The sequence below is a fragment of the Streptomyces sp. NPDC057854 genome (genome assembly GCF_042797055.1).
Taxonomy (GTDB): Bacteria; Actinomycetota; Actinomycetes; order Streptomycetales; family Streptomycetaceae; genus Streptomyces.
On record NZ_JBHVMF010000014.1, the window covers coordinates 90,866 to 115,600 of the forward strand.

A 24,735-nucleotide genomic window follows, 5' to 3' on the forward strand; every position below is an offset into this window, starting at 1 on the left:
GTTGGGTGGCTCCCGGGCCGCGCGGTTCGTGCCGCGCGGCCCGGGGCCGTCAGGGGGCGGCGGCCAGGGAGTCCCCGGCCAGTGCCGCGCTGTGCGCGTCCATCCGCTCCGCCGCGAGGATCGCGGCGGAGGTGTCCGCGCGGGAGGCGGCGACGACCAGGGCGCGGCCCGCGAGCGCGTGCGCCTTGCGGTGCAGCGCCTCGGGGGAGGCGCCGCTGAGGCCCGCGTGGCGGGCGGGCGGCGCGCCGCGGAGGCGGGCCACCTGCCGGGCGATCAGCTCGCCGCCCTCGGTGTCGCCGAGCTCGTCGGTCACGGCGAGCAGGGCGGCGAGGTGGCCGGCGAGCTGGATGTCCAGCTCCTCCTCGCGGGAGCGGTGAGGGTAGGCGCCGGGGTCGTCGGACGCCGTGTGGACCGACTTGGTGCGGATCGGTTCGTACATGGGGACGGCCTCCTGACTGCTCGGAGACCATCCTAGCGGCTAGTTTAGATCCTGTCTAAAGTTGAGACCGGTCCGGAGTCGGGGGCCGTCACGGCTGGCTGTAGCCGTCCAGGAAGCGCCCGATCCGCGTCACCGCGTCCGTGAGGTCCGCGACCGACGGCAGCGTCACGAGCCGGAAGTGGTCCGGCTCGTGCCAGTTGAAGCCCGTCCCGTGCACCACCATGATCTTCTCGGCCCGCAGCAGGTCCAGGACCATCTGCCGGTCGTCCTTGACCTTGTAGACGTTCGGGTCGAGGCGCGGGAACAGGTACAGCGCGCCCTTCGGCTTCACACAGGTCACGCCCGGGATCGAGGTCAGCAGCTCGTACGCCGTGTTCCGCTGCTCCAGCAGCCGGCCGCCCGGCTGCACCAGGTCCTCGATCGACTGCCGCCCCTGGAGCGCGGCGGCCACCGCGTGCTGGGCCGGCATGTTCGCGCACAGGCGCATGTTGGCGAGGATCGTCAGCCCCTCGATGTACGAGGAGGCGTGGTGCTTCGGGCCGCAGACCGCGAGCCAGCCCGACCGGAAGCCGGCCACCCGGTAGTTCTTGCTCATGCCGTTGAACGTCAGGCACAGCAGGTCCGGGGCGATCGCCGCGGTCGGCGTGTGGGTCGCGCCGTCGTAGAGGATCTTGTCGTAGATCTCGTCCGAGCAGACCACCAGGCCGTGCCGGCGGGCGATCTCGGTCAGCCCGCGCAGCATCTCGTCGTCGTAGACGGCGCCGGTCGGGTTGTTCGGGTTGATGATCACGATCGCCTTGGTGCGGTCGGTGATCTTCCGCTCGATGTCGGCCAGGTCCGGCATCCAGTCCGCCTGCTCGTCGCAGCGGTAGTGCACCGCCGTACCGCCCGCGAGGGACACCGACGCCGTCCACAGCGGATAGTCGGGCGCCGGGACCAGCACCTCGTCGCCGTCGTCGAGCAGCGCCTGCATCGACATCTGGATCAGCTCCGAGACGCCGTTGCCGAGGTAGACGTCCTCGACCGACAGGTGGATGCCCTTGGTCTCGTAGTGGCTCATCACCGCCCGGCGCGCGGCCAGCAGGCCCTTCGCGTCGCCGTAGCCGTGCGCCTCGGACAGGTTCCGGAGGACGTCCTCCAGGATCGCGGGCGGGCACTCGAAGCCGAAGGCGGCCGGATTGCCGGTGTTGAGCTTGAGGATGCGATGACCCGCGGCTTCGAGCCGCATCGCCTCTTCGAGCACCGGGCCCCGGATTTCGTAACAGACGTTGGCGAGCTTCGTGGACTGGATCACCTGCATGACGAGAGCTTACGGCGGGGGAGGGCCGGACGCCCCGTGTTCTCGGACACGTCGGGTGTCGCCGGGCCCCGCCCCGCACGGCGGACGGCGGCACCTGTCGTGATCCCTACAATGCGGGCCATGAGCTTCGAGGACCCCCACAGACCCGCCCGCGGGCGCCGCAGACACGCCTCCGCCCGGCGCGGACGCGGCGCCCTGTGGCTGGTCGCCGCCGGCGGGGCCGCGGTGCTGGGACTCGGGGCGGTGGCGCTCACCGGAGGCGGCGGCGGACCGAAGCGGCCGGCCGAACGCGGCACCGGCGACGGACTCCCCGCCCTCATCCAGGCCGACCCCGCGCAGGACGCCACCACCCCCGCCGCCGACCCCGGCACGAGCCGCCCGGCGGCCCCCGCCCCCACCGCCCCGGCCACGGCGAGCGGCCCCGCCACCACCGCCCCGCCGCCGTCCGCCTCCTCCGCCCCGGCCCCCGCGGAGACCACCGCGCCGTCCGCCGCCCCCACCCGCCCCGCCGCCCCCGCGACCGACCGGCCCGGCAAGGGCCGCGGCAACGGCAAGGGCCGCCGCTGACCGACCGGCCCCCGGGCCCGCGCCGGCCGCCAGGTAGTTTGTCCGGCATGTGGGCGGTGAGTGGTTCCGGATGCCGGTGGCTGGGTGCGGGCGGGTCGCTCGCCGTGGCCGTCGGCGGGTACGCGGCGGGGGCGCTGCCCGTGATCGGCGGCGGCCCCCTGTGGGCGCCGCGCGCCTCCGCGACCGAGACCGCCGGCGCCGTCCTCGCCGCCCTCGGCCTGACCCTGCTCGTCGCCGCCTGGTGGCGTTACGGCGTGCTGCTCGCGCGCGGCGCCGCCACCGGCGCGCTCGGCACCCTCGCCGCCTGGGGCGCGCCGCTGCTGCTCGCCCCGCCGCTGCACAGCGCCGACGTGTACAGCTACATCGCGCAGGGCGCCATGGTCCTGGAGGGCCACGACGTCTACGGCGCCGGCCCGTCGGCGCTCCGCCCCGGAGAGCTCGGGGCCGACGCGGCGGCGAGCGTCGGCGGCAACTGGACCGACACCCCCGCCCCGTACGGTCCCGTCTTCCTGCTGCTCGCCGAGGCCGTCGTCCGGCTCACCGGCGGGTCCGTCGTCCCCGCCGTCCTGCTGCTGCGGCTCCTCGCCGTCGCCGCCGTCGCGCTGCTCGTGTGGGCGGTGCGCGGCTTCGGGAAGGGCGACGGGGCGCTCTGGCTCGCCGTCCTCAACCCGCTGCTCCTCGTCCACGTCCTCGGCGGCGTGCACAACGACGGGCTGATGGCCGCCCTCACCCTCGGCGGCATGCTGCTCGCCGTGCGCGGACGGTGGGTCCTCGGCAGCGTGCTCATCGGCTGCGCCGTCATGGTGAAGTCGCCGGCGGTCGTCGCGCTCCTCTTCGTCGCGGTCGTCGTCGCCCGCCGGGACGGGCTCCCGAAGGGACTGCTGCTGCCGCCGGCGGTCGCCGGGGCGGTGGCCGCCGGCGCGAGCCTGCTCGCCGGGACCGGCTTCGGCTGGCTGCGGACCCAGTCCGTCGCCGGCGCCATCCACACCCCGCTCTCCCTCACCAGCGACCTCGGCCTCGCCCTCGGCACCCTGCTCGCCGACGACCCCGAGCTGGTCAAGGCCGTCGTGCAGAAGCTCGGCCTGCTCGCCGCCGCCGTGATCATCTGCCTGCTGGCGTGGCGGGCCTGGCGCGGCCGGCTCGACCCCGTCCTCGGGCTCGGCCTCTCCCTGGTGGCGCTGGTCGCGCTGTCGCCGATGGTGCAGCCCTGGTACCTGCTGTGGGGCACGGCCGCCGTCGCCGCCGTCGCCTGGCACAGCCGGGCCGGGCAGGTGCTCGCCGTGGTCTCGGCCGCGCTCGTCTATGAGACCCAGCCCGCCGGCCACACCCCCTGGTACGGCTTCGCCGCCGCCGGCGCCGTCCTCGCGCTCGGCGCGCTGTGGCTCCGGCGCGACCGCTGGCCGGCCGCCACCCGGGCCGGCGTCCGGACGACCTAGACCGGCGTCCGGCGGATCGCCCGGCCCGGCAGGGCGTCCGTGCGGCGGCCGTCCTCGATCACGAAGCGCCCCGCCACCAGCACGTGCGGAATGCCGGTGGGCAGCGTCCGCGGCGCGTCGTACGTGGCTCCCGCCGCGACCGTCGCCGGATCGAAGAGCACCAGGTCCGCCACGTACCCCTCCCGCACCAGGCCCCGGTCGGGCAGCCGCAGCCGGGCCGCCGGCCGCGAGGTCAGGTGCGCCACGCACTCCTCCAGCGAGAGCACGCCCTCCTCGCGCACGTACCGGCCCAGGTACTCGGGGAAGGTGCCGTAGGCGCGCGGATGCGGCTTGGCGCCCTGGAGGATGCCGTCCGAGCCGCCGGTGTGCACCCGGTGCCGCATGATCGCCCGCACGTTCTCCTCGTGCCCGACGTGCTGGAGGATCGTCGACCCGAGCCGGTCGGCCAGCAGCAGCTCCCGCGCCTCCGCCCAGGACCCGAGCCGGCGGCCCGTCCAGGAGCCGAGCGCCGGGTCCGCGACCCCCGAGATCTCGACCGTCGCCCAGTCGACCGGCACCCCGTGGCAGCCGTCCGAGCCGGTCACCTCCAGGTCGTGGCGGATCCGCTCCGCCACCGCCCCGTCCGCGAGCCGCGCCAGCACCGCCTCCGGGCCGCCCTCCTGCGCCCACGACGGCAGCAGCGCGAGCAGGGTCGTACAGCCGGGGGTGTACGGGTACGTGTCGAGGCTCAGGTCGGCGCCCGCGTCCAGCGCCCGGTCCAGCAGCGCCAGCAGCTCCGGCGCCCGGCCCGCGTTCTCGCCGAAGTTCAGGGTCGCGTGCGCGAGGTGCAGCGCGCAGCCCGCCTCCCGGGTGAGCGCGATCATCTCCTCGTACGCGCGCAGCGCCCCCGCCCCGTAACTGCGGTGGTGCGGACAGTAGTAGCCGTCGTACCCGGCCACCACCCGGCACAGTTCGGTCAGTTCCGCGTCGGGGGCGTACATGCCGGGGGTGTAGGTGAGCCCGGACGACATGCCGACCGCGCCCTGCTCCAGGCCCTCGGCGACCAGCCGGCGCATCCGGTCCAGCTCGGCGGGGGTCGCGGGCCGGTCGGCCCAGCCCATCGCGTACATCCGGACCGTGCCCTGCGGGACGAGATAGGCGGCGTTCACCGCGATGCCCTCGCCGCCGTGGGCCGTGTCCAGCCGGTCCAGGTACTCGCCGACCGTCCGCCAGTCCAGGTCCAGGTCGTGCCCGTCGCCGTTCCAGCCGGTGATCGCCCGCCGCACCTCCTCCCGGGTGCGGTCGTCCACCGGCGCGTACGACAGGCCGTCCTGGCCCAGCACCTCCAGGGTGACGCCCTGCGCGGCCTTCGCGCTGTGGTCCGGGTCGCGGAGCAGCGCCAGGTCGCTGTGGGCGTGCATGTCGACGAAGCCGGGGGAGAGGACCAGGCCCTCCGCGTCGACCACCCGGGTCGCCGTCGGCCGCTGGCAGCCCGCCGCCGCGGCCTCCCGTACGACCGAGACGATCCGGCCGTCGTCGACGGCCACGTCGGCCCGGTACGAAGGGCCGCCGGAGCCGTCCACGACCTCGGCGTCCCGGAGGACGAGATCCCACATGCCCGGCCCCCGCTCAGAAGAAGGTGCGGACGTAGTCGACGACCGTGCCGTCCGCCTCGACCAGCGGGATCAGCTGCCACTTGTCGAACGACGTGCACGGGTGCGACAGGCCCATCCCCACCCAGTCGCCGACCTCCAGGTCCGCCCCGTCCTCGGTGCGCAGCCAGGCGTGCTGGTCGGACAGGGCGGTCACGGTGACCCCGTCGGCCGGGCGGACCTCCCCGGTGCGCGCGTCCCGGATCACCTGCGCCTCCGGCAGGTGGAGGTCGTACGCCGCATCCCGCTTGCCCGCGTTGGTGAACGCCTGCCCGGCGGACGGCCGCGACACCACCTGCGACCAGAGCCGGAACGACGGCTGGAGGGAACCCTCGCCGGGGACCCGGTTGAACGGGGTCTTCTCGCGGTACTGCCCGTCGTCGTGCGACACGTACGCGCCCGACCGCAGCAGCTTCAGCACCGGCAGGGACAGCGCGGGGATCTCCGCGAACACGTCGGCGACCGCGTCGAACCAGGCGCTGCCGCCGGCGCTCACCACGATCTCGCCGGCCTCCGGCGCGAACCGGCCCTCCTTGTCGAAGGCGGCGGCCAGCCCCGTCAGCCGGCGCAGCCAGGCCCGCACCGACTCCCCGTCGGCGCCCGGCACCTCCGCCTCGTAGCCGGCCACGCCGACCAGGCGCAGCGTCGTCGTCGCGGCGACCGCGTCGGCGACCGCCGCGCACTCCGCCTCCGTCCGCGCGCCGGTCCGCGCCCCCTCGCCCGCGCCCAGCTCCACCACCACGTCCAGCGGGCGGCGGGCCCCGGCCGCCCGCAGCGCCTCGTCCATCAGCTCGACGCCGCGCACCGAGTCGGCGTAGCAGACCAGCCGGAACTCCGGGTGCGCGTCCAGCTCGGCGGAGAGCCAGCGCAGCGCCACCGGGTCCACCACCTCGTTCGCGAGGAAGATCCGGTCGACGCCGTGCGCCCGGTACACCCGCACCTGGTGCGGGACGGCGGCCGTGATGCCCCAGGCGCCGTGCTCGATCTGGCGGCGGAAGAGGACCGGCGCCATCGACGTCTTGCCGTGCGGGGCGAAGGCCAGGCCGTGCCGCTCGGCGTACTCCTCCAACGCGCGCAGGTTGTGCTCGACGGACTCGGCGGAGAGCGCGAGGACCGGGGTGGTGAAGCCGCCGGTGAAGAGGGAACGGCGCTGGGCGGCCAGCTCGCCGACGGTCAGGCCCTCCGCGTCCGGCGGCAGGCCCTTGAAGCGGTGGTCGACGCGCTCGTCCGCCAGATCGGTCGGCACGTCGGTCGGCAGCTCGCTCGGCATGAATCCCTCCTCGGGGCGTTGCGGAGTATGCAACGCCCATTGCGTATGACGCTCACCGCTGTCTAACATCCGGGCCGAGGCCGGGTCAATGGACCCGGCACGGACACCACAGGACCAGCAGGAGCGTGACCGTGGCCGGACCGTCGTGCGACGTCGTCTGCGTGGGCGAGTCCATGGTGACCTTCCTGCCCACCCGGCCCGGCCGACTCGCCGACGTCCCCGCCTTCACCCGCGCCGTCGGCGGCGCCGAGTCCAACGTCGCCTGCGCCCTCGCCGCCGCCGGCCACCGCGCCCGCTGGGTCGGCCGCGTCGGCACCGACGGCTTCGGCGACCACCTGCTCGCCGCCATCGCCGCGTACGGGGTCGACACCGGCGCCGTCCGCCGCGACCCGCACCGGCCCACCGGCGTCTACTTCCGCACCGACGCCGACCGCGCGACCGACGCCCACGAGGTCGTCTACTACCGGGCCGGCTCCGCCGCCTCCGCGATGTCCCCCGCCACCGTCCCGTACGAGACGGTCGCCGACGCCCGGATCCTCCACCTCACCGGCATCACCGCCGCGCTCTCGCCCGACTGCCGGGCCCTGCTGTACGACCTCACCGAGCCGCGCCCCGGCCGCCCCCTCGTCTCCTTCGACGTCAACCACCGGCCCGGCCTCTGGCGCGACGGCGACGCACCCGAGGTGCTGCGGGACCTCGCGAACCGCGCGGACCTGGTGTTCGTGGGCGCGGACGAGGCCGACCGGCTCTGGGACGCCGCCGACCCCGCCGCCGTCCGCGCCCTCCTGCCGGACCCGGCCACCCTGGTCGTCAAGGGCGGCACCGGCCCGGCGACGGCCTCCGTACGCCCCCCGGGAGCCGGCACCCCCGCCACCGTCGCCGTCCCGGCACCCCGCGTCGACGTCGTCTCCACCGTCGGCGCCGGTGACGCCTTCGCCGCCGGCTTCCTCTCCGCCACCCTCCGCGGCCTCGGCCTGCCCGCCCGGCTCCGCCACGGCCACCTCATGGCCGCCGCCGCCCTCACCTCCCCCGGCGACCTCGCCGTCCCGCCCCCGCGCGACCGCGCCGACCGCCTCGCCGCGCTCGACGCCGGCGCGTGGGGGAGACTGCACCTCGGCCCCGGCTGGACGGCGGCCGACGAGGAGGTACGTACCCGATGAGCCAGACCGTCGACCGGGCGCTCAGCATCCTGCCGCTGCTCGCCCAGGGCCCCGCCGACCTCGGCCAGGTCGCCGACCGGCTCGGCGTCCACAAGTCCACCGCCCTGCGGCTGCTGCGCACCCTCCACGAGCACGGCCTCGTCTACCGCCAGCAGGACCAGCGCTACCGCCTCGGCGCCCGCCTCTTCGCCCTCGCCCAGGAGGCCGTCGAGAACCTCGACGTCCGCGAGATCGCCCACCCCCACCTCACCGCCCTCAACGAGCGCACCGGCCACACCGTCCACCTCGCCGTCCACGAGGACGGCGAGGTCGTCTACATCGACAAGGTCGAGAGCCGCTACCCGGTCCGCATGTACTCGCGCATCGGCAAGCCCGTCGCGATCACCGTCGCCGCCGTCGCCAAGCTGCTCCTCGCCGACCTCCCCGAACCCGAGCGGCGCGCGCTGGCCGCCAAGCTCGACTACCCCCGCTACACGCCCCGTTCGACCCCCGACGCCGCCGCCTTCCTCCAGGAGCTGGCGACCGTCCGCGAGCAGGGCTGGGCCACCGACCTCGGCGGCCACGAGGAGTCCATCAACTGCGTCGCCGCCCCGATCCGCGGCGCCGACGGCCGGGTCGTCGCCGCCATGTCGGTCTCCGCGCCCAACGTCGTCGTCACCGCCGAGGAACTGCTCGCCCTGCTGCCGCTGGTGCGCCGCACGGCGGAGGCGATCAGCCACGACTACTCCGGCACCACCCCACCGAAGGAAGCAGAGGTATCCGCAGATGACTGAGAAGACCGCCCTCACCCCCGCCACCCACACCACGCCGCCCGCGAAGTTCTCGCACGGCGTGCGGAAGGGCAACATCCTCCAGGTCGCCGGCCAGGTCGGCTTCCTCCCTGCCGTCGAGGGGCAGCCGCCGACGCCCGCCGGCCCGACGCTGCGCGAGCAGACCCTCCAGACCTTCGCCAACGTCAAGGCGATCCTGGAGGAGGGCGGCGCGAGCTGGGACGACGTGATGATGATGCGCGTCTACCTCACGGACGTGGACCACTTCGCGGAGATGAACGAGATCTACAACGCGTACTTCGAGGAGCAGGACCTCAAGGCCCCGCCGGCCGCCCGCACCACCGTCTACGTCGGCCTCCCCGCGGGTCTCCTCATCGAGATCGACGCGCTCGCCGTCCTGGACTGAACCCGGTGGGGGCGCTTCACAGGGGCGTCGGCCATACTGCCGCCGTGGAGCAGAGCAACGGACCCATACAGCAGCCCCTGTCCGCCGCTTCGGCCGACCCGGGCTTCGTCCCGGGCCTCACGGGAACCGTGGCCCCGCCCGAGGACGCCGTGACGGAGGACGCGGCCGCGACGGACCTCGTCACGAACGACGTCACGGAGGACGTCACGGAGGACGTCACCGAGGCCGGCCGTGAGGACGGCGGTGAGGCCGTGTCCCGGAAGGAGCCGGCCGACGGCCCCGTGTTCGAGGCCGCCGACCGGCGGGGGCGGATCGTCGCCGACGCCGAGGGCGTGCGGCTGAGCTACGACGAGGAGGCGTGCGACTTCCGCTGGGACGAGCTCGCCGCCGTCGAGAGCGAGAAGAGCCGGTTCGGGAAGCGGTTCACCGTCACCGTGCACACCCCGGACCGGCGCTGGTACCCGATCGAGATCGTCGCGCCGGACCGGGGCCGCGTCGCGGCCTGGGAGACGGAGCTGGACGCGGTCCTCGACGCCTACTTCGACGACGCCTCCTGACGCCCTCTCAGCCGGTGCAGTACTGCGCCTGCTTGCCGATCGAGCGGTACATGCAGTCGGCGTTCTCCAGCAGCTGGAGCACGGCGTCCCGGTTGCGGCTGGTCTCCCGCTCGATGACCTCGTCGGGCGGGTAGAAGCCGCCGTTCCAGGACGACGTCGGGTACATCTCGAAGGTGTACCCGAAGATCCGGTGGGTGCCCCACAGGTAGTCGTCGATCGACCCGTCGGTGATGTACAGGTCGCTCGACTGCTCCGGCGTGTAGCCGTTGCTCGCCGCCATCTTGCCGCCGACCGCGGCGAAGGCGTCCCGGTCGTCCTGGGTCATGCCGGGCCCCGTGTCCGCGGTCGTCCAGCCGTACGGCCAGAGCACCAGCTCGCTGTACGTGTGGAAGTCGATCGCGGCCTTGATCTGCTGCTTGCCGCCCACCACGCGGGAGCGGACGAAGTCGGCGACGACCTTCACCTCGGGCGCCGACTCGGGGGCGGCGCCCCGGTAGGTCTCGGAGCTCTTGGAGCCGGAGGAGCCGCCGCAGCAGCCCCACTTGTAGTCCCAGTTCCGGTTCATGTCGGTGCCGACGTACGAGGAGCCGGCGTTGGGCTGCCGGTTCTTGCGCCAGCTGCGGTAGGAGCCGGAGGCGATGTCGTACTCGCCGCCGTCCGGGTTGAGGTCGGGGACGATCCAGATCTCGCGGCCGTTCACCATGTTCGTGACGCGGGAGTCCGTGCCGTAGCCCGCGCCGAGCTCGCGGAGCAGGTAGAGCGCCATCTCGACGGTCAGGTGCTCGCGGGCGTGCTGGTGGTGGGTGAAGAGGACCTCCGGCTCGTTCTCGTCGGCGGCCACGTTGTCGCTGATCTTGATGGCGACGATGTCGCGGCCCTGGTAGCTCTTGCCGATGACCCGCTTGCTCATGATCGACGGGTAGGCGGCGAGCCGCTGGTCGATCTCCGCCGTCATCTCGGCGTGGTTGTGGTACTTGGCGTCGGCGGACGGGAAGTCGAGCGGCCCGAGGGAGGACCGTCCGGGCTCGCCGCGGTCCGGCGGCGCCGGCAGGGCGGTCGCCTCGTAGCCGAGCGCCTCGATCCGGGCCAGCTGGCGCACGTCGGCGCTGACCACGACCGACCGGGCGTCGACCTCGTCGATCGAGACGCCGGTGGCGGCGAGGGCGGTGCGGGCGGCGACGGTGGAGGGGCCGGCGATCTCGTACTGCCGGATCACCTCCTCGCCGCCCCGGGCGGCGGTGGGCTGGTCGGCGCCGGCGGGTGAGGAGAGGGCGGAGAGGGGCGCCGCGAGGGCGAGCGCCACGAGGGCCGCGAGGGTGGCGGACCTTCTGCCGCGTCGGGGACGTCGCATGGTGTCTCCTGGGTGGGGAGTGTGGGGGAGTGCGACAACAGGTGCGGGTGTGTCCGGGACACAGCGTGGGGCCATGTCATGGACGGGTCAAGGTAGGGAGTTCGGCCATGGTCGCCGCCACGCTAGGGGACGGGACACCGGGCGTACGGGAACGGGCGCGGCGGGTCGCGGTGCCGGGCGTACGGGAACGGGCGCGGCGGGTCGCGGTGCCGCCGGTGCGCGCGGGGCGGGCGGGAACGCCCACGGCGCCGCCGGAGGATCCGGCGGCGCCGCGATGGGGGAGCGGGTCGGGGCGGGGCCCCTCGGGTGCGGTTACGGCAGGCCGTGGACGTGCGGGCCGACCGCGTTCGACCAGGCGTTGCCGGCCGTCGCGTCCCAGTTGGTCGACCAGGTCATGGCGCCCCGCAGGGTGGGCCACGCCTGGGCGGGCTTGAAGGTGCCGCAGTTGGCCAGCTTCGTCAGGCAGTCGATCGCGTTGTTCACGACCGACGGGGCGACGTAGCCGCTGCCCGCGCCCCGGGTGGAGGCGGGGACGCCCAGGCCGACCTGCGACGGGTCGAGACCGCCCTGGATCTGGATGCAGGCGAGCGCGGTGAGGAAGTCCACCGAGCCCTGGCTGTACACCTTGCCGTCGCAGCCCAGCATCGAACCGCTGTTGTAGTACTGGGTGTTGACCACCGTGAGGATGTCCTTCACGGCGAGCGCGGTCTTGAAGTACTCGGTGCCGGTGTTCTGCATGTCGATGGTCTGCGGGGCCATCGTCAGAACCATCGACGGGCCCGCCTTGGCGGACAGCTGCCGCAGCGCCTTGATCAGGTAGGTGGAGTTGATGCCGTGCTCGAGGTCGATGTCGATCCCGTTGAAGCCGTACTCCTGGAAGAGCGCGTAGGCGCTGTTCGCGAAGGCGGTGGCGCTGGCGTCGCTGTTGATCGTGACGTTGCCCTTCTCGCCGCCGACCGAGATGATCACCGACTTGCCGGCCGCCTTCTTGGCCGCGATGTCGGCCTTGAAGTCGGCGACCGAGGCGTAGCCGACGGCCGGGTCGAGGTTGAAGACGATCTGGCCGGGCGTGGCCGTCGAGTCCGCGAACGAGACCGCGATGATGTCGTAGGCGTCCTGGACGTCGCGGAGCTTCTGCTTGGCGGCGCCGTTGTCGAAGTTCTGCCAGTAGCCGGTGATCGCGTGCTTCGGGACGGCCGGGCCGGGGCCGGGCGTGCCGCCCTTGGCCGTACGGGCGGACACCGCGGCCGACTTCGGGGACTCGCCCGCCGTGTTGGTGGCCGCGACCTGGAAGGAGTACGCGGTGTCGGCGGCGAGGCCGGTGACCGTGGCGGAGGTGCCGGACACGGTCGCGGCGAGCGTGCCGTCCCGGTACACCTTGTAGCCGGTCGCGCCGGAGACGGCGTTCCAGCTCAGCGGGACCGTGCTGGAGGTGGGCGTGCCGGCGGCGAGCCCGGCCGGGGTGGCGGGGACGACCGGGTCGGGGTCCGGGGTGCCGCCGCCGTCGGGGCCGAAGACGCTCACGTCGTCCACGTGGTAGGCGGCGGTGCCGTACCACCCGTGGGTGAAGATCTCGACCGAGGTGGTCGAGGCGCCGGTGGTGAAGGTCGTGGTCAGCTGCTTCCAGGACGGGGAGTCCGGCGTCCAGGTGGAGACCGTGCCGGTGCCGGTCCCGGTGTTGCTCGCGCCGAGGTAGGCGTACCCGCCCTGCACCCAGGCGCTCAGCGTGTACGTCGCGTTGGGCTTCACGGTGACGGTCTGCACGCACTTGGCGTTGTCGAGGCCGGCCGGGGTCGCCTTGAGGGCGCCGGCCCCGGTGCGGACCGGGCTCGCGACGGCGGTGCCGCTGCCGGCCGAACAGGACCAGTTGGCCAGGCCGCTCTCGAAACCGGCGTTCCGGGCGTTGTTGACGTCGGCGGCGAGGGCGGTGCCGGTGCCGCCGACCAGGGCGAGCCCGGACCCGACGGCGAGCGCGAGCGCTCCGCCGAGCAGGCGGCGGGGGGTGGTGCGGTCCACGTGCATCCTCCGGTGGGGGAGTCGGGAGCTGGAGGTGCCGTACGTCGTCGTACGGGGAACTGCGGTCAGGGGATGGGGATTCGGGAGGTGGCCACCGCCGTCGTCGCACCAAGTTGGTCCAGACCAATTGGGTTGTCAAGACCTCTGGCACGGACCGGCGACGAGCGGAGCCCCGCAATCCGGTGACGGGAAAGCCGCCGGGAGTTGAGGGATTGTGTGTTCACCACCCCGGTCCGCGTGGATAAGGTGCAGAACAGGGGCGACGCACGGCACCCGGAGGCCCACGGGCCACCAGGGCCGGCGGGACCCCCGAGGACCGGCGGAGGCCGCGGGACCGGAACGGGCCGCGACGGCCGACGGCGGCCGGGAGGCCGGAGGGGACGGGAAGGCGGGGGCTCACGTGCCGACAGCGATCGCGGTCACCGGTGCCGATCTCGTGCTGCCGCCCACCGACCCCGGCACGCCCAACGCCGCCGTGCTCGCCGACCCCGGCGCCCGCACCCTCGACGACTCCGTCACCGAACTCCGCCGGCTCGTCGACCGGTTCGGACACGTCGTCGTCGTCTGCCCGTCCGCCGCGCCGCCCGCCGTCGCCCACCGCCTCCACACCGTCCGCGGCCTCCTGGAGAGCGACCGGATCGCGCTGGTCAGGACCGACCTGCCGCCACTCGGCGCCGCCGTCCTCGTCCGCCAGCTCCGGCAGCTCTCCGCCTGCGACATCAGCCCCGGCGTCCTCGCCTCCGCCGCCCGGCTCCTCGCCCACTACATCTACGCCGGCGCCGTCCTCGGCTCCGTCTCCCGCCTCGACCGCGTCCCCGTCACCCTCGGCTCCCACCTCAAGAGCTGGCTGCCCGGCGCCCAGTTCGCCGTCCTCGCCGGACCCGCGCCCCGGATCGTGCGCGTCGGCGCCGACGAGTCCGGCTTCACCGGACCCGAGTTCACCACCCGCCTCACCGTCGCCCGCGGCCAGCTCGCCACCGACTGGCCCACCACCCGGCTCGCCCCCCGCTGGGCCGTCGCCGGACCCCCCGAGGAGACCCCCCTCCCCGCCGGGTCACCCGCCTGGTGGGGCACCCCGAAACTCGTCGAGTTCGCCGCGTACCTCCCCGACCTGCCCGTCCTCCACCGGCTCGTCGCCTCGGTACGCCGCGAGACCTGCCACTGGTGCGGCATGGACCTCATCGGCGACCGCTGCGGCTTCTGCGCCGCACCGCTCGCCGCCGACCTCCCGGCCCCGGCCGGACAGCCCCGGTGAACCCGCCCACGCCCCCGACCGAGGAAGAACGACGGCCATGAACTCCCGCCAGCGCCGCGGCGTCATCCTGCTGCTGCTCTCCGTCCTCTGCGCCCTCGGCGCCTTCGCCGGCGTCCTCGCGGTCATCAGCGACGTGAACGCCAAGGTCGGGCCGGAGACCACCGCCTACCGCGTCGCCCGGGACGTCGAGCCCTACCGGCGGCTGACCGCGGCGGACTTCGAGAAGATCTCCCTGCCCAGGCGCTGGCTCTCCGCGACCGCCGTCACCGACCTCGCCCAGATCGAGGGCAAGACCGCCGTCACCACCCTCCGCAAGGGCTCCCTCCTCCAGCGCGACATGATCGTCCCCCGGCCCGAGCTCCGCCCCGGCGAGCAGGAGATCGCCATCATGATCGACGCCGCCACCGGCGTCGCCGGCAAGATCACCCCCGGCGCCACCGTCAACATCTACGCCACCTTCGACGGCGCCACCAAGGACGAGCCCAGCCAGTCCCGGCTCCTCGTCGCCGGCGCCCGCGTCATCGACGTCGGCACCCTCACCCCCTTCAAGCCGAAGCCCGACTCCCGCACCACCACCGAGGCCGTCCCCATCACCTTCGCCCTGTCCGCCCGGGACACCCAGCGCGTCGCCTACGCCGAGTCCTTCGCGGAGCACGTACGCCTCGCCCTCGTCGCCCCCGCGGCCGGCGGCGCCCCCGCCGAGCCCGCCCCCGGCGACCGCACCTACACGCTCGACAAGGACAAGTGAGGCCCGGCCATGCCCACCAGGATCCTGCCGGCCGTCGGCGACCCCGACGCCGCCCGGGCCGTCGCCACCCTCCTCGGCCAGCTCCCGGACGCCGAACCCGCCCCGCCCGTCCCCGACTCCACCCAGCTCGTCGACGCCCTCGCCCGGCTCGCCGCCGAATCCCTCGACGCGCTCCCCGAGGTCGTCCTCGTCCACGAGCGGATCGGCCCCGTCCCCGCCCTCGACCTCGTCCGCGAGGTCGCCCTCCGCTTCCCCGCCGTCGGCGTCGTCCTCGTCACCGCCGACACCGGCCCCGGCCTGCTCGCCGCCGCCATGGACGCCGGCGCCCGCGGCCTCGTCACCCTCCCGCTCGGCTACGAGGAGCTGGCCGGCCGCGTCCAGGCCGCCGCCCAGTGGTCCGCCGGCTTCCGCCGCCACCTCGGCGGCGGCGCCGCCGAACTCGCCGCGGGACCCGGCGGCACCGTCGTCACCGTCAGCGGCGCCAAGGGCGGCGTCGGCACCACCCTCACCGCCGTCCAGCTCGCCCTCGCCGCCCGCGCCGCCGGCCGCACCGTCGCCCTCGTCGACCTCGACCTCCAGAGCGGCGACATCGCCTCCTACCTCGACGTCCAGTTCCGCCGCTCCGCCGCCGACCTCGCCGCCATCGCCGACCTCTCGCCGCGCGTCCTCCAGGACGCCGTGTACGTCCACGAGACCGGCCTCTCCCTGCTCCTCGCCCCCGCCGAGGGCGAACGCGGCGAGGAGGTCACCGACCGCGCCGCCCGCCAGATCGTCAGCGCCCTGCGCGCCCGCCACGAGGTCGTGGTCGTCGACTGCGGCTCGCGCCTCGACAGCGCCAACGCCGCCGCGATCGAACTGGCCGACACCGCCCTCCTCGTGACCACCCCCGACGTCATCGCCGTCCGCGCCGCGCGGCGGACCGTCCGCATGTGGGAACGCCTCCAGGTCCGCAAGGCGGAGGCCAGCGTCGCCCTGGTGAACCGCCACGCCCGCACCGCCGAGATCCAGCCGGCCCTGGTCCAGAAGATCACCGGCACCCGGATCGCCGGCGTCACCGTCCCCGCCGCCTACAAGGAGCTCCAGGCCGTCGTCGACGCCGGCCGCCTCCACGAACTCGACGCCCGTTCCACCGTCAAGCAGGCCCTCTGGGCCCTCGCCGGCGAACTCGGCCTCACCGGGCCCGCCGCCCCCGCCCCCGGCCCCGGCAAGGCGCTCGCCCGCGCCGGCGACCGCGGCTCGCTCGGGCTGCGGCGGCGCGGCGGAGGACGCTGAGCGATGCGGCGGCCGAGGACACGGGGCGACCGGGGCCAGGTGGCGGTGGAGTTCACCGGCATGGTCCCGGTCATCCTGCTGACCATGGCCCTGCTGTGGCAGGTCGTCCTGGTCGGCTACACGTACGTCCTGGCCGGCAACGCGGCCGACGAGGCGGCCCGCGCCGCCGCCGTCGACGGCGACTGCGAGGGCGCGGCGAACCGGCACCTGGACGGGATGTGGTCGGGGGCCCAGGTGTCGGGATGCGGCCCGGGCGCGGACGGCATGGTCCGCGTCACCGTGAGCGTCCCCGTCCCGATCCTCTTCCCCGGCTTCGGAAGCTTCGACGGCGTGGAGGCCACGGCGGGCGCCGTCCACGAGGGATCGGTGACGACGCCGTGAACCGGACGAGGGTGGGGCGGGCCGGTGCCCGGCCGGGCGGTACGGGCCTGCCGGGCGACGCCCCTCGGAGCCGTACGACCTCTTCTTCCGGCGTCCGCGACCGGGGCCAGGCGGCCCTCGAGTACCTCGGCTTCCTGCCCCTCCTGCTGATCGTCGGGCTCGCCGGGCTCCAGCTCGGCCTGGCCGCCTACGCGGCGCAGCAGGCGGGCACGGCGGCGCGGGCGGGCGCGCGCGCCGCGTCCGCCGGCACGGACCTGGACCCGGTGGCCGCCCAGGAGGCCGCCGTCAGCGGATGGCTGGATCTGACCCCCGGCAGCCCCGTCCCCGGCGACGGGCAGGTGTCGGTCACCGCCGTCGTCCGGATCCCCGAGGTCGTCCCCTTCTGGGACCTCGGCACGGTCGAGAAGACCGCCACCATGCCCTTGCCCGCCACCCCGCAGGAGGACGCCCGCCCATGAGCCTGCGCGCCCGCATCCACCACTCCGGCGACGACCCCCGCGCCGCCGGGCCCGGCGGCGGCCGGGAGGACGGCCACCTCGTCGCGTCCTTCCGCGCCAAGCTGCTGGAGGAGATCGACCTCACCGAGATGTCCGCGCTCGCCGCCGCGGAACGGCGGGCCCGGCTCGAACGCGTCCTCGGGCACATCATCAGCCGCGAGGGCCCCGTCCTCTCCACCGCCGAACGCGGCCGGCTGATCCGCCGCGTCGTCGACGAGGCCCTGGGGCTCGGCGTCCTCGAACCGCTCCTCGAAGACGCCTCCATCACCGAGATCATGGTCAACGGCCCCGACCAGATCTACATCGAGCGCGGCGGCCGGGTCGAACTCCTCCCGCTCCGCTTCGCCTCCCACGACCAGCTCATGCAGACGATCGAGCGGATCGTCTCCACGGTGAACCGCCGCGTCGACGAGTCCAACCCGATGGTCGACGCCCGCCTGCCGTCCGGCGAGCGCGTCAACGTCATCATCCCGCCGCTCTCCCTCACCGGCGCCACCCTCACCATCCGCCGCTTCCCCCGCGCCTACACCCTCCACGAGATGACCGGCCTCGGCTCGCTCGACGAGCAGATGCTGCTGCTCCTGGCCGGCCTGGTCCAGGCGAAGTTCAACATCATCGTGTCCGGCGCCACCGGCACCGGGAAGACGACCCTCCTCAACGCCCTCTCCGGCCTGGTCCCGGAGGGCGAGCGGATCATCACCATCGAGGACTCGGCCGAACTCCAGCTCCAGCAGTCCCACGTCATCCGCCTCGAAGCCCGTCCCCCGAACATCGAGGGCCGCGGCCAGGTCACCATCCGCGACCTCGTCCGCAACTCGCTCCGCATGCGCCCCGACCGGATCATCGTCGGCGAGGTCCGCGGCGGCGAGACGCTCGACATGCTCCAGGCCATGTCCACCGGCCACGACGGCTCCCTCGCCACCGTCCACGCCAACTCGGCCGAGGACGCGCTGATGCGCCTCCAGACCCTCGCCTCGATGTCCGAGGTGAAGGTCCCCTTCGAGGCCCTGCGCGACCAGATCAACAGCGCCGTCGACGTCCTCGTCCAGCTCACCCGCCACCCCGACGGCACCCGCCGGATCACCGAGATCGCGATCCTCGCGTCGCACGGCCGCGAACGCTTCCTGCTCGCCACCGTCTGCCACTTCCAGGCCGAACCGCTCGCCGCCGACGGACGCGTGCACGGCCGGTACGTGCACCACCCGCTGCCCCGCCGCGTCGCCGAACGCCTCTACATGGCCGGGCAGCCCGTCCCCCCGGCTTTCGGCGTCGCCGCCGACGACAGCCACCTCGCCACCCGAGAAGCGACGTAGGAGGACCGGATGGACACCCTGGTCCCGACGCCGGCACAGGCTCCGGCGGCAGCTCAGGCCCCGCCGACCGCACAGGCCCCGACGGCCGCACAGGCCCCGACGCCGGCACAGGCCCCGACCGGCCGAGGAGGATCCCGATGACCGACCCGTTCTGGCGGGACCCGTTCTGGCTGACGACGGGCGCGGCACTGCTCGCCTGCGTCCTCGCCGTCGTCGGCGTCCAGGTGTACGCGAACGGGGCGCGCCGCCACGCCGCGCTCGTCGCCCGCCTCGACGACACCGTCGCGCCCGAGGCGACCGGCCGCCGCAGGCGCCGGTTCGCGGCCCTGGACCGGCGGGTGCGGGCGACGGCCCTCGGCCGGAACCTGGAGCGCCGCATCGCCGCGACCGGGCTCGACGTGACCCCGGGCGAGTTCACGGTCGCGCTCGCCGCGTCCGTGGCGGTCCTGTGGACCGTCGGGCAGGCGGCCCTGTCGCCGTTCTTCGGCCCGATCTGCGGCCTGCTCGGGATATGGGTCGCGCTCGGCTACCTCAACTGGCAGCGGCAGAAGCGCATCGAGCGCTTCATCAACCAGCTCCCGGAACTGTCCCGGATCCTGGCCAACGCCACCCAGGCCGGCCTCGCCCTCCGCATGGCGATCAGCCTCGCCGCCGACGAGATGGAGTCGCCGGCGGGCGACGAACTGGAGAAGGTGTCCCAGCAGCTGGCGGTCGGCACGCCGCTGGACGACGCGCTGGAGGAGCTGGCGGAGCGCCTGCCGTCCCGCGAACTCGTCGTCCTCGTCACCACCCTGGTGCTCGCCAACCGCGCGGGCGGCACGGTCGTGTCGTCGCTGCGCAACCTGACCGAGACGCTGGAGCAGCGCAAGGAGACCCGGCGCGAGGTCCGCACCCAGCTCTCCCAGGTGAGCATGACGGCGTACGCGGTCCCCGTGATCGGCTTCGGCTCGCTCCTGCTCATCGACAACATGCAGCCGGGCGCCCTGGACCGGATGACCGGCTCGCCGCTGGGCCAGGGCGCGGTGGTCGTCGCCTGCGCGCTGTACGTGCTCGGCTTCGCCGTCATCCGCCGCTTCTCGAAGATCGACGTGTAAGGGGCCGGAACCGCAGATGCTGGAACTCGCCATCGCCCTCCTCGCGGGCCTCGCCGTCGCCGGCTTCGCGTACGGGCTCCGCCTGTACCGCGCCGACGCCCGCCTCCCCGACGACCTGCGGCTCGCCCTGGAGGTCGGCGCCACCCGCACCGGCGCGGTCGACTCGGCCGTGGACCGCCTCGGCATGCGCTGGTCGCCGGCGGTCCTGCGCTGGATGGGCCCGAAGCGCGTCGGCGCGGTTCGCCGCCGCATCGACCTGGCGGGCAACCCGGGCGGCCTCACCATCGACCGCTACGGTGCGCGGCGCGCCGTCTACGGCTTCCTCGGCGGTCTCGGCGGCCTCCTGATGCTGACGCGGGGCTCCTACGTCACGGCGGCGCTGCTCTTCGCCTTCGGCGCGTTCTGGACGGAGGTCGGGATCTGGTCGGCGGTCCGCATCCGCAAGGACCAGATCGAACGGACCCTGCCCGACTTCCTCGACGTCCTCGCGGTCGTCGTCTCGGCGGGCCTCGGCTTCCGCCAGGCGCTGGAACGGGTCGCGGACAAGTACTCCGGCCCCTGGTCCGACGAACTCCGCATCACCCTGCGCCAGATGGACATGGGCGTGACCCGCCGCCAGGCGTTCGACGAACTGCGCCGCCGCAACGACTCCGAGCAGGTGGCCCAGTTCGTGACGGCGCTCCAGCAGGGCGAGGAGCTGGGCGCGCCCATCGTCGACACGCTCATCCAGATCGCGGAGGACATGCGCCGCACGGACGCGCAGAACGCGCGGCGCAAGGCGGCGAAGGCCGTCCCCAAGGCGACGATGGTCATCACCACCCTGATGGTCCCCGCCACGATGATCCTCCTCGGCGCGGGCCTGTTCCTGGGCACGGGCACCGACCTGGGCCCGATCACGGGCGAGTGAGCGGGCGGGCCGCCGACTGTCTCGATCTCACCCGAGCTTGGCGAACCCCCTTCGCGCGGGCAACCGCATGTGACAGAGTGCTGACCGAGTGTGGGAGGGGGTACGGGATGAACGCGAGCGCCGAGAGCCTGAACAGCCGACGCACCGACGCGCCTCGCCCCGCCCGGCGAGGCACCCGATGACCAGGCCCCGCACCCAGACCCACGGGCCGGCCACCCGTGCCCGAGCACAAGCGTCCGAACGCGGAGGGGACCACGATGTACGACGCGCTCCTGAAGGCCCTGACCAAGTCCCACGTCCACCTGCCCACCACCCGCACCCGGGCCCGGGACCGGGACCGGGGGCAGACGGCGGTGGAGTATCTGGGGATCATTGTGGTGGTGGTGGCGATCGTGGTGGCCATCAGTGGCACGGGCCTCGGGTCCACGATTCTGACAGCCATCGAGAACAAGATCGCCGAACTGACCGCCAAGTGAGCGGCGGCGGGGACTGGGGACAGGCGTTCCCCGCGTACATCGCGGTGATTGCCGGGCTGCTGTTTCTCGCCTTCGTCTACTTGGCTGTGGGACAGGCGGCGGTCTTGCGCAACGGTGCCCACACCGCCGCTGAGGCAGCCGCCCTCGGGGCTACGCAAGATGCTCGCGATCAGCTACGTGAGGGCTGGCTCAAGGTGATTGATGCCCCAGGCCTATGGCAGCCGTTTGTGCGGGGCGAGGCGTACACCGAGAACCGCGCGTGCGAGAGGGCCATCGAATTAGCCTCCCTCAACAAGGCCGAGGTCGATGCTTGCGAGCCGATGCAGTTCGGCTTCACCGTCACTGTGCGGACTGACGAATCGGTCGGAGAGGCGGTTGTCCCTGGTGCGAACGAACGGGCAGTGGCCACGGCCTCAGCGGTGATTGAACCGCTCTGTACGTTCAAGACCCAGGAACCGAGCCGGGGAACGAGCTCGGACCAGTCGGCCGAGCCGGAGCCATCCAGTACGCCGAGTGAAGACCCTCAAGAAGAGGACCCTGGTCCGATCTCTGGTCTCACCTGTGACGGCCAACCTTGGGATATCGACCCGGAGGACCCCGTCCTCCCTGAAGCTGATGCCCTCTTTCGTGTCCGACTGATCGGCGACGACGAGTAAAGGAAGCGCTCCTTATGAAGGTCACTCACGTGAGAGGGGGGTTCGTCATCCTCGCGGCGATGGCCTCGCTGACTGTTGCCGGCTGCAGCGCAAGCGGTGACGAACCGAAGGCCGACAAGCCCGCTGTGTCGAAGTCCGCAAGCGCCCAGGCGAGCAGTTCCCCTGCACAGCCGCAGAGTGCGCAGGAACCGGTGGAGCCCCTGGCCGTGGTGAAGGGACAGGACGGTTTCGAGGTCGCCATCAATTCGGCAGAGCGAGAGGCCGGAGGGTTCTTGACGCTCAAAGGCGTCCTGAGGAACGCGTCCGGCAAGGGGCGTGCCGTTCCCGATATGAGGGGGGTTGAAACGGAGGTGGTGAAGCATGGCAAGTCCTTGGGCGGAGCCACCCTCGTGGACGCTGTGGGAAAGAAGCGTTACTACGTCCTTCGTGACACAGATGGCCGCCCGTTGACCACCACCGGCCTCGGGATCCTGTCGGCCGGCGGCACCATAGATGTCTTCATGCAGTTCCCCGCACCCCCCGCCTCCACCACCGAGGTCTCGTTCCAGTTGCCCACGTTCGAACCCGCCACTCTCAAGCTCTCCTGAGGCGCTGTCATGACAACGACGACAGGACGACGACGCAGGCTGGCCGCGGTGGCCGTGGTCGTGGCCGTGACCGTGGGCGCGGGGACGCTCGGCGACGGTGTGGCGTACGGGGACGATCCGCCCGGCAGCACCACCACCTCCCCGCCGCCCGCCATCGACCCCAACTCCCCGAACCTGATGCTCCCCGACGGCGCCACGCTCGCGCCGGCCAAGGTGCTGGACATCAAGCAGATCGTCGAGGAGGAGGGGGGCGAGCAGCGGCGGGAGGACACGAACGTCGACGTGACGTTCGCGCTCCAGGCCGAGGTGCTGTTCGCGAAGAACAGCGCCAAGCTCAGCCCCGCCGCGACCGCCCGGATCCGCGCCATCGCGGGGGAGGTGCGGACGCAGGGGTCCGGGCGGGTGCGGGTGTTCGGGTTCACGGACAACCTGGGGACGTACGAGCACGGGCTCAAGCTGTCCAAGGAGCGGGCCGTCGCCGTGCAGCAGGTGCTCGCGCGCGAGCTGGACCCGGGGACCGCGTACGACATCCGCGGGTACAGCGAGGACTATCCGATCGCCGACAACCGCACCGAGGAGGGCCGGAAGAAGAACCGCCGGGTGGAGATCTCCTTCCCGCGTACTTCAGCCCTACCTGCTGCTCCCTGAGCGACGTCGGCCGCCGCCCGAAGCGACTGGGGCGGCGGCCGGTTCGTTCAGCCGTTCAGTCGTTCGGCTTCCAGAGGGTGACCTTCAGGGCGATCTGCGTGGGCGGCGCGGTCAGGCCGTCCTTCTGGCCGCCGATGAAGCCGGTGATCGTCACCCGGGCGACGTTGCCCTGGTCCGTGAGGATGCAGAGCACCGTCTGCGCCGGCAGCGGCCAGTCGTCCATCTCCGCCTCGGTGAAGCCGCCGACCTGCGCCGCCCGCGCGCAGTCCGCGGCCCGGTCCGACGGGTCGGTGGGCTGGAGCTGCGCGGCGTTGCGGCCGTTGCGCAGGGCCAGGTAGCCGTACGAGGTGTCCGCGTACGTCAGGTCCGCCACGACCGGTACGCCGGACTGCTCGGCCTTCTCCTTCTCGGCCGTCCATTCCGTCTCCGAGTAGCGGCGGGTGGCCGGCACGTCGAAGTCGATCGAGCCGACGTCCTCGCCGGGCGGCAGGCCCAGCGCCATCGTCTGGTCCTGGTAGAAGACCGTGTACGTGCGGGAGGCCGGGGGCGCGGCGGCGTCCGGGCCGGCACCGGTCGCCGACTCGGCGGCCGTCGGCGTCGCCGTCGGGGTCGGGGTCGGGGTCGGCGCCTGCGTGGGCGGCGGTGTCGGCGTGCCGACGGGGCCGGGCGGTTCCTCCGTGGGCGTCGGCTGCCGGGTCGTCGTCTGCGACGCCGGCGGCTTCGCGTCCGCCGGCCCGCCGTCGCCGGACGACAGCACGGACGGCAGGATCGCGGCGGCCAGCGTGGACACGCTGACGATCACCGCGCCGATGACCGTGACCTTGCCGCCCTCGCTCAGGTTTCCGAACCATCCGCGCCGCGGCGGCCGGGGCGGCTGCGGAGGCGGATGCCCCGCCGGTGAACCCTGTTACGGGTAAGGCGGGTTGTTCGGTGGCGGGGGTGCCGTGGACACCTGTGCTCCTCGTTCCTCAGGGCGTCGATCGCGCGTGGCCCACGGACTGTACCGCGCGTGGCCCGCGACCACCGTCCGGTCGGCTCCCGGCCGGACGGCGGCCGCTGGCCTGGGAGTTCAGCCGCCGAGCGCGGCCAGGACGGCCTGCACGGCGGTCACCACGGGGGCGCCCACCGCCCCGACGAGCGCGGCGATGCCGGCGATCCGGGTGAGCGGGCCCTCCAGTTCGGCCCGCGTCGCCTCGGGGGACAGGTCGGCCGCCGCGGCGTCGAGTTCCGCGCGGCGGGTGTCGTCCAGGTGGGCGCGGAGGCCGTCGATGGCCGTGCGCAGGTCGTCGAGTGCGGTCGCGGGGGTGGCCGCCGCGCCGACCGTCTTGCCTCCGGCGACGATGTCGCCGGAGCCGCTGTGGACGGCCTTGCCGATGTTGCCCGAGCCGTACTGGTGGATCTGGTCGCTCATATCACCCTGCCTGGATGTTGCCGTGGCCGAAGTGGTGGGCCGTTCCGATGTTGTGCGTGCCGTACTGCTGGATCAGGTCGCCCGCGACGGCGTGCTGCACGTGGAAGACCATCTGCGCCTGACCGGGTGTGCTGATCGCCTTGGTGATCTCCAGCACGAGGTGGTCGATCTCGTGCTTCTCGGTGCTCCAGACGGTGTCCCGCTGGGTGCCGGCCGTGTTCACGATCAGGCCGAACAGCACCGGGAGCTGGGGCCGGCGCACCTTGGCGACCAGACGCCACACCATCAGCGCGGCGACGACGGCCACCAGGACGTAGGCGACGGTCTCCTTCGACGCCTGGGCGAGCGCCCCGCCGAAGCCGAGGACGAGCCAGATGCGCACGATGCCGACGAAGAGGTCCTTTCCGATCTTCTTCTTCACGGGAATCAGCCGGCGCTGTCCCACGTGCGAGATGTTCCGCAGGGGGTACGCGTCACCGCCGACCCATAGCGACCCGGTGTGGATCTGCACCTCGACCGGGCTGTGGCGTGACATGCGCCCTTCCCCTTTCCGCAGGAAACCGGTGCTTCACTCTAGCGGAGCAACG

Annotated in this window: 27 protein-coding genes; 18 read left to right on the forward strand and 9 right to left on the reverse strand. The window is 73.5% G+C overall.

Features of this window, described 5'->3' with window-relative positions; all coding sequences use genetic code 11:
- Nucleotides 1-49: 49 nt before the first annotated feature.
- Both ACFVQZ_RS20980 and ACFVQZ_RS20985 read right to left on the reverse strand, forming a co-directional pair.
- Nucleotides 50-439, reverse strand: a complete 390-nt coding sequence (locus tag ACFVQZ_RS20980; RefSeq protein ID WP_030497660.1) for a hypothetical protein — start codon at nt 437-439, stop codon at nt 50-52.
- Between the two features lie 88 nt (nt 440-527).
- Nucleotides 528-1,739 (reverse strand): pyridoxal phosphate-dependent aminotransferase, encoded by a 1,212-nt coding sequence (locus tag ACFVQZ_RS20985; protein ID WP_030497659.1) that lies wholly within the window; start codon nt 1,737-1,739, stop codon nt 528-530.
- Nucleotides 1,740-1,859: 120 nt separating this feature from the next.
- Here ACFVQZ_RS20985 and ACFVQZ_RS20990 point away from each other — a divergent pair, with 120 nt between their 5' ends.
- Both ACFVQZ_RS20990 and mptB read left to right on the forward strand, forming a co-directional pair.
- Complete coding sequence (locus ACFVQZ_RS20990) at nt 1,860-2,306, forward strand: hypothetical protein (RefSeq protein ID WP_383624738.1); 447 nt, start codon at nt 1,860-1,862, stop codon at nt 2,304-2,306.
- A 47-nt stretch (nt 2,307-2,353) separates the two neighbouring features.
- A complete protein-coding gene (mptB, locus tag ACFVQZ_RS20995) occupies nt 2,354-3,742 on the forward strand; it encodes a polyprenol phosphomannose-dependent alpha 1,6 mannosyltransferase MptB (RefSeq protein WP_383624741.1) in 1,389 nt (462 codons plus the stop codon).
- Here mptB and ACFVQZ_RS21000 read toward each other — a convergent pair.
- Both ACFVQZ_RS21000 and ACFVQZ_RS21005 read right to left on the reverse strand, forming a co-directional pair.
- Nucleotides 3,739-5,337: an amidohydrolase family protein gene (locus tag ACFVQZ_RS21000; RefSeq protein WP_383624744.1), complete on the reverse strand. Its 1,599-nt coding sequence runs from the start codon at nt 5,335-5,337 to the stop codon at nt 3,739-3,741. The genes mptB and ACFVQZ_RS21000 overlap by 4 nt on opposite strands.
- Nucleotides 5,338-5,350: 13 nt before the next feature.
- Complete coding sequence (locus tag ACFVQZ_RS21005) at nt 5,351-6,643, reverse strand: alanine racemase (RefSeq protein ID WP_383624746.1); 1,293 nt, start codon at nt 6,641-6,643, stop codon at nt 5,351-5,353.
- A 173-nt stretch (nt 6,644-6,816) separates the two neighbouring features.
- Here ACFVQZ_RS21005 and ACFVQZ_RS21010 point away from each other — a divergent pair, with 173 nt between their 5' ends.
- From ACFVQZ_RS21010 to ACFVQZ_RS21025, 4 genes are read left to right on the forward strand one after another with little or no spacing between them, the layout of a single operon-like run.
- Complete coding sequence (locus tag ACFVQZ_RS21010; protein WP_383624935.1) at nt 6,817-7,803, forward strand: sugar kinase; 987 nt, start codon at nt 6,817-6,819, stop codon at nt 7,801-7,803.
- The gene (locus tag ACFVQZ_RS21015) at nt 7,800-8,576 is read left to right on the forward strand and encodes an IclR family transcriptional regulator (protein ID WP_383624749.1); all 777 of its coding nucleotides are present in this window, start codon (nt 7,800-7,802) and stop codon (nt 8,574-8,576) included. The genes ACFVQZ_RS21010 and ACFVQZ_RS21015 overlap by 4 nt, the downstream gene beginning before the upstream one ends.
- Nucleotides 8,569-8,979: a RidA family protein gene (locus ACFVQZ_RS21020; protein WP_030498179.1), complete on the forward strand. Its 411-nt coding sequence runs from the start codon at nt 8,569-8,571 to the stop codon at nt 8,977-8,979. Before ACFVQZ_RS21015 ends, ACFVQZ_RS21020 begins: the two co-directional genes overlap by 8 nt.
- Before the next feature lie 44 nt (nt 8,980-9,023).
- Nucleotides 9,024-9,536, forward strand: coding sequence for a hypothetical protein (locus ACFVQZ_RS21025; protein WP_383624753.1), 513 nt, complete (start codon nt 9,024-9,026; stop codon nt 9,534-9,536).
- 7 nt (nt 9,537-9,543) lie between these two features.
- Here the strand turns inward: ACFVQZ_RS21025 and ACFVQZ_RS21030 are convergent, their stop codons facing one another.
- Both ACFVQZ_RS21030 and ACFVQZ_RS21035 read right to left on the reverse strand, forming a co-directional pair.
- Nucleotides 9,544-10,887 carry a M14 family metallopeptidase gene (locus ACFVQZ_RS21030; RefSeq protein WP_383624756.1) on the reverse strand — a complete coding sequence of 448 codons (1,344 nt, stop codon included), beginning with the start codon at nt 10,885-10,887 and terminating at the stop codon, nt 9,544-9,546.
- 312 nt (nt 10,888-11,199) lie between these two features.
- Nucleotides 11,200-12,909, reverse strand: coding sequence for a chitinase (locus ACFVQZ_RS21035; protein WP_383624759.1), 1,710 nt, complete (start codon nt 12,907-12,909; stop codon nt 11,200-11,202).
- A gap of 394 nt (nt 12,910-13,303) precedes the next feature.
- Between ACFVQZ_RS21035 and ACFVQZ_RS21040 the strand changes: the two genes are divergently transcribed.
- The 12 genes from ACFVQZ_RS21040 to ACFVQZ_RS21095 all read left to right on the forward strand — a co-directional run bounded on the left by ACFVQZ_RS21040 (nt 13,304) and on the right by ACFVQZ_RS21095 (nt 22,737).
- Nucleotides 13,304-14,158 (forward strand): hypothetical protein, encoded by an 855-nt coding sequence (locus ACFVQZ_RS21040; protein ID WP_030498175.1) that lies wholly within the window; start codon nt 13,304-13,306, stop codon nt 14,156-14,158.
- A gap of 37 nt (nt 14,159-14,195) precedes the next feature.
- A complete protein-coding gene (gene cpaB / locus ACFVQZ_RS21045; RefSeq protein ID WP_030498174.1) occupies nt 14,196-14,906 on the forward strand; it encodes a Flp pilus assembly protein CpaB in 711 nt (236 codons plus the stop codon).
- Nucleotides 14,907-14,915: 9 nt separating this feature from the next.
- A complete protein-coding gene (locus ACFVQZ_RS21050) occupies nt 14,916-16,178 on the forward strand; it encodes a MinD/ParA family protein (protein ID WP_030498173.1) in 1,263 nt (420 codons plus the stop codon).
- A 3-nt stretch (nt 16,179-16,181) separates the two neighbouring features.
- Nucleotides 16,182-16,559, forward strand: coding sequence for a TadE/TadG family type IV pilus assembly protein (locus tag ACFVQZ_RS21055; protein ID WP_383624764.1), 378 nt, complete (start codon nt 16,182-16,184; stop codon nt 16,557-16,559).
- Nucleotides 16,556-17,017, forward strand: coding sequence for a TadE/TadG family type IV pilus assembly protein (locus tag ACFVQZ_RS21060; protein WP_383624767.1), 462 nt, complete (start codon nt 16,556-16,558; stop codon nt 17,015-17,017). The genes ACFVQZ_RS21055 and ACFVQZ_RS21060 overlap by 4 nt, the downstream gene beginning before the upstream one ends.
- On the forward strand, nt 17,014-18,369 hold the full coding sequence (locus ACFVQZ_RS21065) for a CpaF family protein (RefSeq protein ID WP_383624769.1): 1,356 nt from the start codon (nt 17,014-17,016) through the stop codon (nt 18,367-18,369). Before ACFVQZ_RS21060 ends, ACFVQZ_RS21065 begins: the two co-directional genes overlap by 4 nt.
- A gap of 137 nt (nt 18,370-18,506) precedes the next feature.
- On the forward strand, nt 18,507-19,463 hold the full coding sequence (locus ACFVQZ_RS21070; protein ID WP_030498169.1) for a type II secretion system F family protein: 957 nt from the start codon (nt 18,507-18,509) through the stop codon (nt 19,461-19,463).
- Nucleotides 19,464-19,482: 19 nt separating this feature from the next.
- Complete coding sequence (locus ACFVQZ_RS21075; RefSeq protein ID WP_030498168.1) at nt 19,483-20,370, forward strand: type II secretion system F family protein; 888 nt, start codon at nt 19,483-19,485, stop codon at nt 20,368-20,370.
- A gap of 257 nt (nt 20,371-20,627) precedes the next feature.
- Nucleotides 20,628-20,846 carry a Flp family type IVb pilin gene (locus ACFVQZ_RS21080; RefSeq protein WP_383624939.1) on the forward strand — a complete coding sequence of 73 codons (219 nt, stop codon included), beginning with the start codon at nt 20,628-20,630 and terminating at the stop codon, nt 20,844-20,846.
- Nucleotides 20,843-21,502, forward strand: coding sequence for a hypothetical protein (locus ACFVQZ_RS21085; RefSeq protein ID WP_383624772.1), 660 nt, complete (start codon nt 20,843-20,845; stop codon nt 21,500-21,502). The genes ACFVQZ_RS21080 and ACFVQZ_RS21085 overlap by 4 nt, the downstream gene beginning before the upstream one ends.
- A 14-nt stretch (nt 21,503-21,516) precedes the next feature.
- Nucleotides 21,517-22,089, forward strand: a complete 573-nt coding sequence (locus tag ACFVQZ_RS21090) for a hypothetical protein (RefSeq protein WP_383624775.1) — start codon at nt 21,517-21,519, stop codon at nt 22,087-22,089.
- Between the two features lie 9 nt (nt 22,090-22,098).
- Nucleotides 22,099-22,737 carry an OmpA family protein gene (locus ACFVQZ_RS21095; protein WP_383624778.1) on the forward strand — a complete coding sequence of 213 codons (639 nt, stop codon included), beginning with the start codon at nt 22,099-22,101 and terminating at the stop codon, nt 22,735-22,737.
- A gap of 55 nt (nt 22,738-22,792) precedes the next feature.
- Here the strand turns inward: ACFVQZ_RS21095 and ACFVQZ_RS21100 are convergent, their stop codons facing one another.
- From ACFVQZ_RS21100 to ACFVQZ_RS21110, 3 genes are all read right to left on the reverse strand, one after another.
- On the reverse strand, nt 22,793-23,539 hold the full coding sequence (locus tag ACFVQZ_RS21100; protein ID WP_383624781.1) for a hypothetical protein: 747 nt from the start codon (nt 23,537-23,539) through the stop codon (nt 22,793-22,795).
- Between the two features lie 267 nt (nt 23,540-23,806).
- Nucleotides 23,807-24,148, reverse strand: coding sequence for a hypothetical protein (locus ACFVQZ_RS21105; protein ID WP_383624784.1), 342 nt, complete (start codon nt 24,146-24,148; stop codon nt 23,807-23,809).
- A 1-nt stretch (nt 24,149) separates the two neighbouring features.
- Nucleotides 24,150-24,683, reverse strand: a complete 534-nt coding sequence (locus tag ACFVQZ_RS21110) for a DUF6232 family protein (RefSeq protein WP_030498162.1) — start codon at nt 24,681-24,683, stop codon at nt 24,150-24,152.
- Nucleotides 24,684-24,735: the final 52 nt, after the last annotated feature.